Origin of the sequence: Deinococcus taeanensis, from assembly GCF_020229735.1 — a bacterium.
GTDB lineage: Bacteria > Deinococcota > Deinococci > Deinococcales > Deinococcaceae > Deinococcus > Deinococcus taeanensis.
Window position 1 is genome coordinate 276,744 of record NZ_CP083459.1, and the last position, 13,079, is coordinate 289,822.

Annotated in this window: 15 protein-coding genes and 1 pseudogene; 7 read left to right on the forward strand and 9 right to left on the reverse strand. The window is 63.1% G+C overall.

Annotation, left to right across the window (positions count from 1 at the left end):
* Positions 1–79 precede the first annotated feature (79 nt).
* The 5 genes from LAJ19_RS20835 to LAJ19_RS20850 all read right to left on the reverse strand — a co-directional run bounded on the left by LAJ19_RS20835 (position 80) and on the right by LAJ19_RS20850 (position 2,375).
* Complete coding sequence (locus LAJ19_RS20835) at positions 80–262, reverse strand: SMI1/KNR4 family protein (RefSeq protein WP_225524506.1); 183 nt, start codon at positions 260–262, stop codon at positions 80–82.
* A 39-nt stretch (positions 263–301) separates the two neighbouring features.
* On the reverse strand, positions 302–505 hold the full coding sequence (locus tag LAJ19_RS20840; RefSeq protein ID WP_225524507.1) for an SMI1/KNR4 family protein: 204 nt from the start codon (positions 503–505) through the stop codon (positions 302–304).
* Positions 506–673: 168 nt separating this feature from the next.
* A complete protein-coding gene (locus LAJ19_RS20845) occupies positions 674–1,123 on the reverse strand; it encodes a hypothetical protein (protein WP_225524509.1) in 450 nt (149 codons plus the stop codon).
* 224 nt (positions 1,124–1,347) lie between these two features.
* Positions 1,348–1,482 carry a hypothetical protein gene (locus LAJ19_RS21810; RefSeq protein WP_255639951.1) on the reverse strand — a complete coding sequence of 45 codons (135 nt, stop codon included), beginning with the start codon at positions 1,480–1,482 and terminating at the stop codon, positions 1,348–1,350.
* Between the two features lie 194 nt (positions 1,483–1,676).
* Positions 1,677–2,375 (reverse strand): hypothetical protein, encoded by a 699-nt coding sequence (locus LAJ19_RS20850; protein ID WP_225524511.1) that lies wholly within the window; start codon positions 2,373–2,375, stop codon positions 1,677–1,679.
* Between the two features lie 128 nt (positions 2,376–2,503).
* Here LAJ19_RS20850 and LAJ19_RS20855 point away from each other — a divergent pair, with 128 nt between their 5' ends.
* Complete coding sequence (locus LAJ19_RS20855; protein WP_225475745.1) at positions 2,504–2,791, forward strand: transposase; 288 nt, start codon at positions 2,504–2,506, stop codon at positions 2,789–2,791.
* A gap of 89 nt (positions 2,792–2,880) precedes the next feature.
* Positions 2,881–3,645 carry an integrase core domain-containing protein gene (locus LAJ19_RS20860; RefSeq protein WP_225475746.1) on the forward strand — a complete coding sequence of 255 codons (765 nt, stop codon included), beginning with the start codon at positions 2,881–2,883 and terminating at the stop codon, positions 3,643–3,645.
* Here LAJ19_RS20860 and LAJ19_RS20865 read toward each other — a convergent pair.
* A complete protein-coding gene (locus tag LAJ19_RS20865) occupies positions 3,616–4,479 on the reverse strand; it encodes an ATP-binding protein (protein ID WP_225524512.1) in 864 nt (287 codons plus the stop codon). The genes LAJ19_RS20860 and LAJ19_RS20865 overlap by 30 nt on opposite strands.
* On the reverse strand, positions 4,473–5,753 hold the full coding sequence (locus LAJ19_RS20870; protein ID WP_225524514.1) for an AfsR/SARP family transcriptional regulator: 1,281 nt from the start codon (positions 5,751–5,753) through the stop codon (positions 4,473–4,475). Before LAJ19_RS20870 ends, LAJ19_RS20865 begins: the two co-directional genes overlap by 7 nt.
* Before the next feature lie 612 nt (positions 5,754–6,365).
* Between LAJ19_RS20870 and LAJ19_RS20875 the strand changes: the two genes are divergently transcribed.
* From LAJ19_RS20875 to LAJ19_RS20895, 5 genes are all read left to right on the forward strand, one after another.
* Positions 6,366–6,563 carry a hypothetical protein gene (locus tag LAJ19_RS20875; RefSeq protein WP_225524515.1) on the forward strand — a complete coding sequence of 66 codons (198 nt, stop codon included), beginning with the start codon at positions 6,366–6,368 and terminating at the stop codon, positions 6,561–6,563.
* A gap of 501 nt (positions 6,564–7,064) precedes the next feature.
* Positions 7,065–8,155 (forward strand): IS3 family transposase gene (locus tag LAJ19_RS20880; protein ID WP_255639959.1). Its coding sequence is split into 2 segments (ribosomal slippage): positions 7,065–7,284 and positions 7,284–8,155, totalling 1,092 coding nucleotides; the frame shifts between segments, so codons are not numbered across the junction.
* 65 nt (positions 8,156–8,220) lie between these two features.
* The gene (locus tag LAJ19_RS20885) at positions 8,221–8,472 is read left to right on the forward strand and encodes a helix-turn-helix domain-containing protein (protein ID WP_225524517.1); all 252 of its coding nucleotides are present in this window, start codon (positions 8,221–8,223) and stop codon (positions 8,470–8,472) included.
* Entirely contained in the window at positions 8,447–9,004 is a 558-nt protein-coding gene (locus LAJ19_RS20890) for an IS630 family transposase (RefSeq protein ID WP_225524519.1), read from the forward strand. The genes LAJ19_RS20885 and LAJ19_RS20890 overlap by 26 nt, the downstream gene beginning before the upstream one ends.
* A gap of 368 nt (positions 9,005–9,372) precedes the next feature.
* Positions 9,373–11,226, forward strand: a complete 1,854-nt coding sequence (locus LAJ19_RS20895) for an SBBP repeat-containing protein (RefSeq protein WP_225524522.1) — start codon at positions 9,373–9,375, stop codon at positions 11,224–11,226.
* Between the two features lie 73 nt (positions 11,227–11,299).
* On the opposite strand, the pseudogene LAJ19_RS20900 reads toward LAJ19_RS20895, so the two are convergent.
* Together LAJ19_RS20900 and LAJ19_RS20910 are read right to left on the reverse strand one after the other, a co-directional pair.
* A pseudogene (locus LAJ19_RS20900) lies at positions 11,300–11,958 on the reverse strand (IS6 family transposase).
* Positions 11,959–12,457: 499 nt separating this feature from the next.
* The gene (locus tag LAJ19_RS20910; protein ID WP_225524524.1) at positions 12,458–13,060 is read right to left on the reverse strand and encodes a TetR/AcrR family transcriptional regulator; all 603 of its coding nucleotides are present in this window, start codon (positions 13,058–13,060) and stop codon (positions 12,458–12,460) included.
* Between the last annotated feature and the right edge of the window lie 19 nt (positions 13,061–13,079).

The following is a 13,079-nucleotide window of genomic DNA, read 5'->3' on the forward strand; positions in this document are numbered from 1 at the left end:
GTACGCCCTCCTGTTCCACCGCCCTGGCCGCCCAGTGGAACAGGGCATCACCGAGGGGGACCCCACGCGGCGCGTGGTCTCATCCGGTCCGTACGAGATGACCTGCCCAGCCCCGCCCATTTCGCCGGGGGGCAAGGTCGATGGCGAGGCTGTTGCCTGACCCTTCCACTGCGAGCGGCACCCACTGGCGGTGGAAGGTGACAGCCTGGATCGCCCCGGCCGGTTCGCTGATGAGACTGGGGTCGTCCTGCGCGAGATCCATCCAGGTGACGTGCTCCTGAGCGGCGCGGCGCGCGGGGAGTCATGTCATGCCCAGCAGGACGCCCGGGAGGATGCCGTCCTCTTCGTCGACCGTGCCGTAGAGGTCCTGCACCTCGGGGGGCAGCGGAACCTCCACGGCGGCCGGCACCGCCTGGATGTCGGCGGGGCGGACCGGGCCGCGCAGGGGCGCCGCCATCGCAGGGAGACGAGCGGAGAGGGCCTCGACGAACGCAGTCACACTCATAAGGGGGCGCCTACCGGGTCGCGGCGCCCTGCACGAGCCACGCCCTGCGCTTGACCGGGCTTCCGGTCGTCGTGCTCCCCGCTCATCTTCAGGACGAGGTGCCCGTGCGTGGCATTGCCAACTTTTCACGACCGGCCGCGAGTAGGGAGGATCACCAGGTATGTGCCTTCACGGGCCGTCCCAAATTTCAGGCGCGGAGTACAGCACCTCGGTCTCGTAGGTTTCGTACAGGTCCTTCTCGTCCTCGTACGTGAGTTCCTTGCCCTCGATGAAGCTGGCCGAGAGGCCCAGCATCATCCTCGGCTGCGCCTTCACGCGGAACGTGCCGTGCACCTGCCCGTAATCGTCCGCCCAGCGGGTGGACTGCACCTGATCCCGGATGAGCCCGTCAAGGATACCCAGGGCTTCGTCTCTGTGAAGCTTCGTGAGGAACAGGCGGCCACCGTGGCCGTACAGGCGGGCCGGATCGATCTCCGTGAAGTCGGCTTGCGTCAGGCGCGCCAGGATGTGCGCGTTGAGCTGCTGGCTGGTCATGAGTTCTCCCCTGGCCTTCTTGAGCGCCGTGTCCACCGGCTGGCAGGCCGTGACCAGGAGGCCGACGAGCAGCAGCCGCTTCATCCGGTCCGACTGCCAGGCCACCTGGCGCCGCGTCCTGTCCAGGAGGCCCGGAATCGATCGAGGGCGACGGGACGGCGCAGGTGCCGTAACAGACCGGTTTCGGGCGCAGCAGGCCGGTCTGACGTGGTGCTCGCCGAGTTCATGCGCTCGCGGTTCATGTGGACTTCATTCTCGCAGGCGGGCGTGAGGTCGATGTGCGCGTTTGCCGCTGCACCAGAGCGTGGTCAGTGGACCGGCGTGCCGGGCAGATCGTCGAAATCGCTGGTGGGCGTGTCCGATTCGGTCACCGGGACGCCGGGCAGCCCCGTGGGATCGCTGGTGACTGGTGGCTCCTCGGTCGGCGTGACTGCAGCGGACATCGCTCGTTTAGCTTAATACAGAACGCGGGGCTTCGGCTGAGTTGGCCCATCGTGGCGAGGGCCACTCCACCCCCACGCATGAATCCGGGGGGAATGCGGCCCTTTTTGGTAGCGGACCAGAGTGTGCCCGAGCGCAGATCGGCGGTGCACCACTTGGAGCAGAGTGCCGAGGCGTGACGCCTTTTCCCTCTCTTCTACCCACGCTCGTCGTACTGGCCCCTTGCAAGCAGCTCGTCCAGTGTCGTCACCATCGCGTCAACCCCCACCAGACGCGCCAGTGACCACCCTTCACGCCAATACGTGCACGCCCCTTCCTGGTCGTTGCCCGCAGCAGCAATCCGCCCCAAAAGCACCAAAGCCTGGCATTCCTGCATTTTCATCCCACTTGCCACCGCCAGCTGCCGCGCCTCATCCGCGAAACCCAGTGCATCCTCCAAGTCCGCAAGCCTCAAACACACGTCAGCAAGATTGAGCAGAAATTCTGGCACGTGAAGGACATAGCCGGCCTCACGGGCCAACTGAAGTCCCTCCAGCAGCACCCCCCGTGCTTCCTCAGGAGGATCAGTGCCCACGGCCAACGCTCCCTTCCCCAGCATGCAGTACACGATGAGCCCGAGATTTTGTTCCTTTCGATTGATTGCCAATGCGCAATCCAGGTGAAGTCGCGCCTGCTCCCAGTACCCCAGCGTCATTTCGATCCTCGCCAGATGATTCAAAATGAACGTCCTCCAGCGGGAATCGCCGGCCGTGTCCGCCCAGAGCAACGCTTCGGCGAAACATTCTCTTGCGTGCTCAGAGTCCTGCTTCAACGAATCGAGCCCACCCAGTGTGAAGAGCCACCCCATCTTGATCCACGGAGACCAGTCCGCTTCCAGCAACTGACCGACGTTCAATGTGAAGCGCCTCGCCTGGCTCATCAACCCCAATCGGCCAGACAGCCAGGCTGAACCGGTAGTGCTCCAAGGATGACTTTCAGCACCTGACCCTCTCGATGCGAGGGACGAGCACACTGGAGATCATCATGGGGAAACAGCGAAAAACCTGGAGCACCGACGTCAAAGAAGCCATCGTCCTCAGCGTGCTGCGGGGCGAACTCGGAGTCGCGGAGGCAGCCCGTCAGCATGGAGCCAACGAGAGCCTGATCCACACCTGGAAAACACAGTTTCTGGAGGCGGGCCGTGCCCGCCTCTCTGGTGACCGACCAGACCAGGGCGTGACCATCCTGGAACGGGAGAATGACCGTCTCAAACGCATCGTGGCCGAAAAGGAACTGGAGCTCGATATTGCGCGAAAAGTGCGACGGCTCTGACGCTGGACGAGCTGATCGTTCTCTGGCAGAGCCGGCCGCACCTCAGCCTGCGGCGTTTTGCCCAGTACGCCAGCGTGCCGTACTGGCGGATGCGGGACCATCAGCACAGCGCGCCCGCGCGCTGTGCCAAGCAGCAGCACCGTGACGCACTGTACGAGAAGGTACGCCAGGCGGCGTTGCAGCATCCAACGTCTGGATACCGGCTGCTGTATCAGGAACTCAAAGCTCAGGGCGAAGAGATTGGCCTGCACAAGATCCGTGTCGCACTCGGCGAATTGCACCTTCACCCACCGCTGCCTCGAAAGACCCGGAAACCTTCCCCGAAGGTTTCCGCACCACAAGACTGGCCGGAAGGTCGACGGGTGCAGATTGACGCGACACGGCTGTCGCTGCCCGACGGGGTCTGTTGGATTTACTTCGTGCTGGACGTTACCTCGCGGGTGGTGCTGGCCAGCCGGGTGGTACGGAGCCTGTCGATGCACCTCGCCAAACTGACGCTCGACGAGGCGGTCGCCGTGCTGCGTGCTCAGGGCCACCACAAGCGCATCCTGGTCCAGAGTGATGGAGGCAGTGATTTCACCAGTGACCTCTTTCAACAGGGCTGTTTGATGTACGGCAACTGGGTGCGCTGCAAAGTGTCTCAGCCGGGAGGAACCGGTATCCTCGAACGCCTCAACCGGACCTACAAATACCAGTTCGCCTTCCGCCAGGACTGGCAGTCCATGGCCGATGTCCGGGCCGCCATGCCGGACTTTCACCGCTGGTACAACCACGAGCGCCGTCATTCGGCGCTCGGCTACGCCACGCCTTGGTCTACACTCACCTTATCGGCGAATGCTCGCAACGCCGCTTGAAGTCAAACCTGGAGCATTACCACCGCACCACACCTGCGCGGTCAGTTCGCCAGCCTGTCCGTGTGGCTCCCACAGGTGACTCAGGCGGTTGAACAATTCCAACCCGGCACCATATTGCCCGCACATGTCGAAATAAATTCCCAGGGCGGCCACGGCAACCCGTAACTCGTCATGTGAAGCGCGCGCAGGAACTGCCCAATTCAACGCCCGAACATTTTCCAGTTCCAGTGCCAGGGTATCCATCGCAGCTTTCGGGTGGCGGTCCCACACGCTCCCAAATTCCGTGAGCAGTTGAAGGTAGAACGCGCCATGTCGTTCGCGTGCAACCCTCAGCTCTTCAGGATGTTCTCCGAGCTTTTCGAGCGTGAACTGATAGAGAAGAGGATGTCGGTCGTACCGTCCCCCGGAAGACACGCGCAGCAACGACTTGTCCACAAGCGCTGCCAAATCGGCAAGTGACGCTCCCGCCACTTCTGCTGCCGCAGTGCTGGTAAAGCCGCCCCGAAACACGGCCAGGTTGCGCAGCGTGGTTTGTTCTGACGGGCTGAGCAAGGACCACGAGTGCTCAAAAACCGCGCGCATGCTGGCGTGCCGTGCCCCAGCGTCCCGCCGACCACCACTTAAAAAATCCAGAGCCGACTTGATCTCCTCCACGACGTCGCTGAGCTTCAACACCCGGAGCCAGGTGGCGGCCAACTCCAGCGCTAACGGTAATCCCTGCGTCAGGTGGCACACCTGCACCACATGCGGAACATCCAGGTCGTGCAGCTCAAATCGGGGGTTGATTCGCCTTGCTTCATGCAGCAGCAGTTGCGCTGCGCCGTACTTCAACACGTTTGCTGGCTCCACGTTTTCAGGGGGCAAGGCAAACCATCAAGCGCGTACAGCCATTCATGGCGCACGTTCAGTCGTTCCCGGGAGGTCATCAGGAGAGTCAAGCCGGGGCAGCCTGCAAGCAGGGCGGACGCGACGTCCACGTGGGCCAAGAGGTGCTCGAAGTTATCCAGGACCAACATCACGCTCCGAGCGTGCAGATGCCGGGTGATCTGAACGAGTGGATCTTCCCCCCCTTCGAGCTGCAAGCCCAGCACCGCCGCGATATGGGCGGTCATTGCCTCTCTGGAGGTCACCGCTTCGAGTGGCACGACATACACGTCACGAGACCCGCGCCGCCGCTGCTCCCACGCGGCCTGCCAGGCCAGTCGTGTCTTGCCGACTCCACCCGGGCCGACCAGTGTCAGAAGGCGACAGGTGGGCGTTGTCAGTAGATGTTGAACTTCAGCAAGGTCCACCTCCCGGCCAGCAAACAGCCCTTCCGTTTCCGACAGGAACCTTGCTTCACCCTCAAAGGCCCCCTTGACTCCTGGGGCTGTGGGTGCCCACCGTTCAGTGACCTCACCGGCCGATTCCACATCCTGAACAAGCTGCCGGGTGGCGTCGCTCGGCTCCACTCCCCACCCGGCGGCGAGCCCGGCGGCCACGCGTCGGTACAGGCGCAGTGCAGTTTCTCGCTGCCCCCCCTGAGACAACGTCATGAGCCGACGGCGTAACACTTCCTCGTCCAGCGGATCGACGTCCATCACACGGCGCAACAGGTCTTCCGCCTCCTGATAACGGCCTTGTGTCGTGAGCTCCTCGCTGCGGAAGAACACAGCCTCCCGCCAACGGGTGTGGAGGGTCTCGCGTTCGCTGGATACCCAGCTGGCATACTCGGGCGCCGCCGTGTCATCGAGCCCGCTCAGGAGCGGACCAGAATAGGCGGTGATCACCTCACCTGGGCGGCCTGATTCGATCGCCTGGCGCAGCGTGTCTACGTCCGTGTCTACCCGCCACCTGATGTGCTGGGTGGTGGTTTCCAGGCCCGTTATTCCTCCGAGTGAGCGCACGCGCTGCACGAGCCCCCTCAGGTTTTGCCGGGCGAGGGCTGAGCTGGTATCAGGCCAAAACAGACAGGCGGCACGGTCCCGACTGATCCATTCGCGGTGGTAAGCCAGGTATCCGAGCAACTGGTACCGCTTGTCGGGAGTGAAGTCGATGATCTCGGCCCCCACTTGAGCGCTGGGGCGCCCAAGCAGCCGAACGCGCATCCCTGGCTGATGAGAGGCCATGGTGCTTTGAGTTTACTCCTCCTTCAACGGTGGTTTTTGACGGGCGGGCAGGGGAAGTGGGGTTCAAGGCATCACGCCTGCATCACGCCTGCGTCACGCGTCACCTTGCATTCTTGGCGGTGAAGGGCAGGCCATGAACCCCCGACGCCCAGGCTGCTCGTTCCACGCGCTGGCCTGATGTCCTTCGGCGGCATGTCGCGCGTGGGTCAGCTCGTCAAGCGTCTCTCGCCCTTCCCCCGGGAGGTGGGGTCACACGGCGTGTGATCGCCTGAAAGGAGTTCGGACATGAACAGACAGCACCCTACCTTTCAACACCTGAGCTTGGACCCCAGATGGGAAAAGCTGGATCGCCTGTACGAGGAGGCGGAAACCAGCCGGCTCCTGGCAACGATCCGCGAGAAACCATCCTGGTCGTGGCGGGATTTTGGACATCGCCTCCTCGGAAGACTGCAATTGGCTCGGCCTGAAGCGCCTCCGTCAGTTGTGCCGATGCTGCCCGTCACTGGGTCCGAGGGGGCGATCCATGAGAGTGGCCGACGGGCGCTTGACGAGCCCCATTCCACATGACGCCGCCTATTTCTGAGCTCCCGTTCTCGTTCAAGGAGTCCTGTCATGCGACCCGAATTCGACCCGCACTTCAACGGCGCCTGGGACAAACTCGACCGCTTCCACCGGGAAGCCGCCACCGACGCTGCGCTACGCCAGGGCACTGGAGCCCGTGAGCCCGTCCTGCGCCGCTGGATGAATACCTGGACCCGGCGTGTCCGACAGGTCCTGCATCTGCGGCCCCGCCCCGGCCACCCCAGCTGAGCATCCACCTTCTGCCTCCCAATTTTCAGGGACTCGCTATGAGCCGGTGGCCATCTGCGCAGGAGGAGCCATCATCCCTATGACGACATCGGGTAACTATTCTTCAGGTTCAGCCTGGCCGGGCCAGCCGCACCGACGGTCTGATGACGGATCGTCAAACGAACCGTGGCTGGAGAGGAACACTACACGCCTTACAACAGTCTCGACAGGCAGAACTGGCGGCCGGGTGGAGTGTGGACGCACGGCCTGAGGCCCGCACGTTACTCGGGCTGGTGGCCTTGTCCCGCCGGGGATGCACCACAATATTAGATAGGGTCTGAGCGGGAGGGTGTCAAGGATCGAATCAGCAGGGTGCCTGCTGATGGTACGAACCAACCATTCTCTTGGCTTCGAATTCCTCGTCGTACGATGACGTGACCCCTGTTTCTCGGTCCACTCCGATTGCGACAAGATGAGCCAACCGGAGGCGCAATGAAAGGGCCACGGTAGACCGAGCAACAGATTCTGGAGATCCTTGGGCAGGGCGAGGCTGGTCAACCGCTGGCCGAGCTCACGCGGCTCCATGGCATCGCGGTCAGTACCATCCGCCGCTGGAAGGCGAAGTCCGGCGGGATGACAACAGACGAAACCAAACGGTTTCATCTCCTGGAGGAGGAAAACCGCCGTCTGAAGAAGCTGGTGGCCGATCTTTCGCTGGACAACCTGGTGCTGAAGGAGAGGGTCGCAAAAAAGTGGTGACGCCCGAGGCGACCCCACAATCCCAGACCCCGTTGAAGCGGGAGATGGTGGGATTTGTCCGCCCGCGCTTTGGCTTTGGGGTCACCGAACGGCGGGCATGTCGCCAGCTGGGCTTCTGGCGATCCACACACAGGCACAACAGCCCTGGACAGGAAAAAGACGAAACCTTGAAGACCCGGCTGCGAGAGTTGGCAGGCGAACGACCTCGGTTCGGTGACCGTCGTCTCCATGTGATGCTGGAGCGCGAAGGACACAGGGTGAACCACAAACGGGCGTACCGGATGTACCGTGCTGAAGGGCTGGCTGTGCGTCGCAAGGCCCGCAAGAGGCTGGCCGCCGGAGAACGGCTGCACAAACCGCTCGTTTGTGCAGCGAATCAGCGCTGGAGCATGGATGTCATGTCCGATCAACTGGCCTCAGGGCAGCGCTTCCGGGTGTTCAACGTGGTGGACGACTTTACCCGGGAATGCCTGCTCATGCATGTCGGCACTTCGATCACCGGTGCAGATGTCGCCCGATTGCTGACCGGCGTGCTGGCTGAGCGCGCTCAACCAGCCATGATTGTCACTGACAATGGCCCGGAATTCATCAGCAAAGCGCTGGATCAATGGGCCCACGAACGCGGGATCGTCCTCCACCTCAACCGCCCTGGAAAGCCCACCGAGAATGCCTATATCGAGAGTTTCAATGGGCGGGTCCGGGATGAGTGCCTGAATCTCCATTGGTTTCAGGCGCTGCCTCGGGCCCGTCTGATCGTGTCTGCCTGGCACCAGGACGACAACCAGATCCGTCCGCACAGTTCCCTCGACAACCACTCACCTCAAACGTTTGCCCGCCTGATACAGGCGGGCTGAGGTACGATTTCATTGCAACCGGACTGGACCGACCGAGGGGGGAACCTCATGCTGAGCAGCAAGCGGTGATTCAGGCGATCATCGAAGGTGATCCCCGCGAGCGTGGCTTTGAAACCAGTGCCTGGACCACCCTGCGTATTCGGGAGGTGATCGGTCTGAAGTTCGGGGTCTGGCTCAATCGTGGGCATCTCTCGCGCACACTCAGACACTGGGGGTTCTCGTATCAGCGGCCCGCGGTGCGGGCCGTGGAACGTAACGAAGAAGAAGTGGCCACCTGGGTTCGAGTACACGGTGAGGCGCTGGAAAAAAATCGCTGAGGGCGACACCGTGGCCTTCCTGGACGAACGCGGGTTCAGCTTCAAAACGATTAGGGTGCGCACCTGGGGCCGCTGTGGGCAGCCGCCAGTGGTTCCCACCCGGCTGCGTCGGGAACACCTCTGCGTGATCGGAGCGATCACCACGGGCGGCCAGTTTTTCCAGCACACCCATCACGGCGCGGTTCGTTCGCCTCAGGTTGTCGCCTTCCTCGAGCACCTGTTGCGTCATATCGCGGGAGAGGTCGTCGTGGTCCTGGACCGGGCCATGATTCACCGCGCCAAAGTCGTTCAGGCGTTCGTGGCGGGCCACGAACGCCTGTCGCTGGTCTCTCTCCCGGGAGACGCGCCAGAACTCAATCCCATTGAGTTGGTCTGGGCGGACATCAAACGGAATCTCTTGGGAAACTTCTGCGCCCCGACGGTCCGTGCGTTGAAAGCTCGCCTGACCTTGGGTTGGCAACGGATTCGCCGTAAAGACCGCCCGCTGGCATTCATCCGGGCCACGCCTTTGACCGCTTCGTTACCGACTTAAGCACAGATCAGTAAGTTGCCAGAACGCGTGAAACTGAGGCAGGCCCAGCTGTGCTCAACACACAAAAGTGTCAGGTGCTGGGGAGTACGGTCTTGACATCAGGGCGGGCGCGCCTTTGCCGACAATCACGCCTGCAGAACCACCATGCTGCGGACCTTCCGAGTGACGTAGGCCACTTGCACGGTACCGTGCAAGTGGCCTTCCCAATCTCGGCTCGTCACGATCAGCAGTGAGTGACCGATGTGCACGAGTTTTTATAGTCGCCGCTGCCAGGGGAACTTCGCAAGATGGAGGCAAGGCTGAACGTTCTCTTAGTGACCCTCAGCGAGAGGCAGTCGCCCACTTGAGCCCTCAGCCCAGGAGACAGCATGCGCAAGGAATGTCCAATAGGCATCTACCCGACCGTTACGTCCCACCCCCAGGTTTCCGTGGGCGCAGCGCTGCTGCTGAGCGCCGCCCTGATCGGGTGCAGCCCGCCCGCCGACCCTCCCAGTGCCACCCTGACGGGCGGGCTGCTGCTGGAAGCGGAAGCTGCTGAGGTGGAGGCGACACTCACGCCGGAAACCGTCACGGACCCCCGCTCTGGCGGTCGGCCGATCATCGACGCGGACGCCAGTGGCGGGCGGGCCATCATTCTGCTCGGCACCAACGACCTCGTCCGGTTCACGGTGCCCCACCACCTCCCCGCTGGCCGTTACAGGATCGCGATCCGAGGCCGTGGCGAGCAGTACGAGGGCGCCCCCATCGTGGCGCTGAGCAATGGAACCCGGCAGCGCATCGGGACGGCCACGCTGGACAACACCGCCTACGCGGTGAAGCCCCTCGGCGAAGCGGATGTTCGTCCGGGCGAAACGCTGCATTTAACCTTCCTCAACGACTTGTACGCCGGTCGGGGTTGGGACCGCAACGCCATCGTCGATTACCTTGTGATCGAGCCGGTCGGGGCGTCCTCCTCCTTCCTGCGGCAATTCGGGACGGACCAGGCGGATGATGCAAACGCCGTCACCTCGGACGGGCATGGCTCCACCTACGTGGTCGGCACCACGAACGGCGCGTTCCCCGGGCAGACCCGGGCGCATCCTTCCGGGCCGGAGCTCTTCGTCCGCAAGGTCGACGTGAACGGTCGGGAACTCTGGACGCGGCAGCTCGGCGCTACGACCTCAGCCCACAGCACACAGATCTACCCCGCCGACGTTCGCCTGGACGCCGCCGGCAACCTCTACGTCTGCGGGCTGGTGCATGGGCGTCTTCCTGGTTTTGATGGCGAGAACTTCGCCGGGGACGCCTTCGTCCTGAAGTACACCCCGGACGGTACGCTCGCATGGTCCAGGCAGTTCAGTTCGCACCCCTCATGGCATGACGACGCTGAAGCCGTGACCATCGACGCGAGCGGGAACGTGTACGTCGTAGGCAACACCGTTGGGGCGTTCGACCCGGCCTTCAATCCGCTGGTGGGCGAGGAAACAAGCTTCATTCGCAAATACAGCCCGGACGGGCGCGCATTGTGGACGCGGCAGTTCGCGGCGACCGAGAGCGTCACGGTGGTGAACGGCACGCAACGCCTGCGTTCCGGAAGTGCGGTGAGTGACGCCGGCATGGATACGCACGGCAACCTCTACGTCACCGGGAACACCAGGGTGCCTTTTCCCGGTCAGCGGCAGTCTGGGAAGGAAGACGGTTTCCTCCAGGCGTACGCGCCGGACGGTTCCGAGCGCTGGACCCGTCAATTCGGGACTGGAGCGGCGGGCGATGCCGTATTTCCCCGAGGCCTCGCTGTCGATGCAAGCGGCAACAGTTACCTTGCCGGCAACGTCTATGGCACGTTTCCAGGACAGGCAAACAGCGGGGCCGGGGATGCCTTCTTGAGCAAGTTCCTGTCAGACGGCGCCGCCGCCTGGACCCGGCAGTGGGGTGACGCCGACACCGAACAGGTTAGGGCCGTCGCCATCGGGCCGGACAGTCAAGCCTTCGTGACCTGGCACTCGCTGCCGTCCACCTCCGGTGGCGTCATCGACGTGTTCGTGAAGCGCTTTGCGGCCAACGGCGCACCCGGCATGCAGCAGCAGATTGCCACGCCCGCCAATGACTTCTCCGGCGATGTCCACGTTGATTCATCCGGTCATGTTTATGTGGCTGGCAGCACCGAAGGGGTCTTTCCAGGCCAGCGTTCCGAGGGTGAACTCGACGCGTTCGTCATGAAAATGGCACCCGCACGACCCTGAATCTGGCGGGGTTGTGGCAAGTTGTTGGCGTCAAGGCGATGAAAGAGCCTCGGTGAGACAGGTGGCCTGAAATTCAGGCCACCTGTCTCGCGACGTCGCGCCAACGCACGAAAGCCCGTTTTTGGTGGTGAGGACGATGATGCGTGGGAAGCGTGCAGCGGGCCGGATGGTGCAGAGTCGTGATGCGAGCGTGCAGGTCAAGAACTCCCTGTGCTCGTCGCCGTGATCTCAAGCCGCGTTGCTGGCGCTCTTGTCGTCGTGTGGGACGATGGGACTGCTCAACCAGAGTGTTGCAGCGAGCCGCGGAGACCACCGGGACGTGCGCCACACCGTGGAGTACCGGAGAAGGGCTGCACCGTCACGCCACAGCTTGTCCGTGTGCACCGCGAGCGGCACACCATGTTCACCCAGGAACCGGGCACAGAATGACTTGGCCGCTTCAGTGTCTCGGCGTCGTTGCAAGAAGACGTCCAGGGCGACGCCATGTTCGTCGACGGCCTGCCACAACCCTTGGGTGACGCCGCCGACGCCCACGTGCATCTCGTCGAGATGCCACCGGGAATCCTGACGGGGTTCCCGGTGGCGCAGGCCCTCGGCGAACAGGTCGCTGAACTTGATGCCCCAGGTGCGGATGAACTCGCGGGTGACGACAATTCCTCGTTCCAGCAGGAGTTCCATGACGTCCCGATAACTCAGCGTGAAGCGGTGGTCCAGCCCAATGGCGTACCCAATGACCTCAAGCGGGAATCGGTCGCTGGTAAGCTTCTGACCGCGAGGTGGGTGAAACCTTGCCCGACGACTGGAACGCCTTCATCGCAGGAGTCCCCGACGACCCAGCGGCGCCAGCCCCCCTGTTCCTGACCGGCGCATAGCCGGCCCCCGCGCATCCTGACTGACAAAGGAGGGGGAACAGAAGGATTATTGGTAGTCCGTTGATTTGTCCGGCAATTGCATCCCAGTCGCAGTGGAGGCTGATGTCAACATTCCTCTTGGAATGCGTGCTGAACGTCGTTCCTTTCCAGAGTCAACGGACTACCATTCTTGAGAACGGCAGACATGCGTCTGGGCCCGCTGCGTGAGCGGGAAGCGGTGATATAGCCGCAGGGCGTACCCGATCATGCGCAAGGGAAAACGGTGGGGGTTGAGCTTCCGATCACTCACGGCTCGTGAGCCTATTCACGTTCAGTTGCCAGAACCTGTAGAAGCAGTCCCAGACGCACCTCTCTGTGTATCAGCGCAGCAGTTGCACCTTGAGCAGCTCGGCGAGCCAGGCCTGGTAGTCGTCCGGCGACCACCCCCATTCCACCACCAGTTCCTGATACACCTCGGCCCGTGTCAGGGCGAGGTAGATGGCCGCCGCCCGGTCTGGCGTCACGCGGTAGTCGCCCGCCCAGGATCGAACGATCCTACTGATGTTGGTGCGTCGGCCAGCGAGTGCGGCCTTGAGTTCGGTCGCTGCCTCGGCATCCATGGCGGCGGCGCTGTGGTAGATCGTGACCATCTGGGCGCTGCGCTCCCATTGCTGCCGCGTGGCCTGCGCAGCGAGGTCCAGACGGCGTCCGGGGTTCGTTTCGGCGCTCGCCTGGGCGTACACCTCGCGCTGCCCCGAGTCCTGGTGCCAGGCTTCTCGGATCACCTTCAGGATGCCGAGTTTGTTGGTGTAGATCGTGTACACCGTACTGACCGCCACGCCCGCCCTGGCGGCGATGGCGTCCATGGTGGTGAGGCCGTAGCCCTGCTCGATGAAGAGCTCGGTGGCAGCCTGGACGATGAGCGCCCGGGTGGCGAGGGCCTGACGTTGGCGGTGGGTCAGCGTGGAGTTGCGTTCGGTCATCCAGGAGAGTATAACTTGT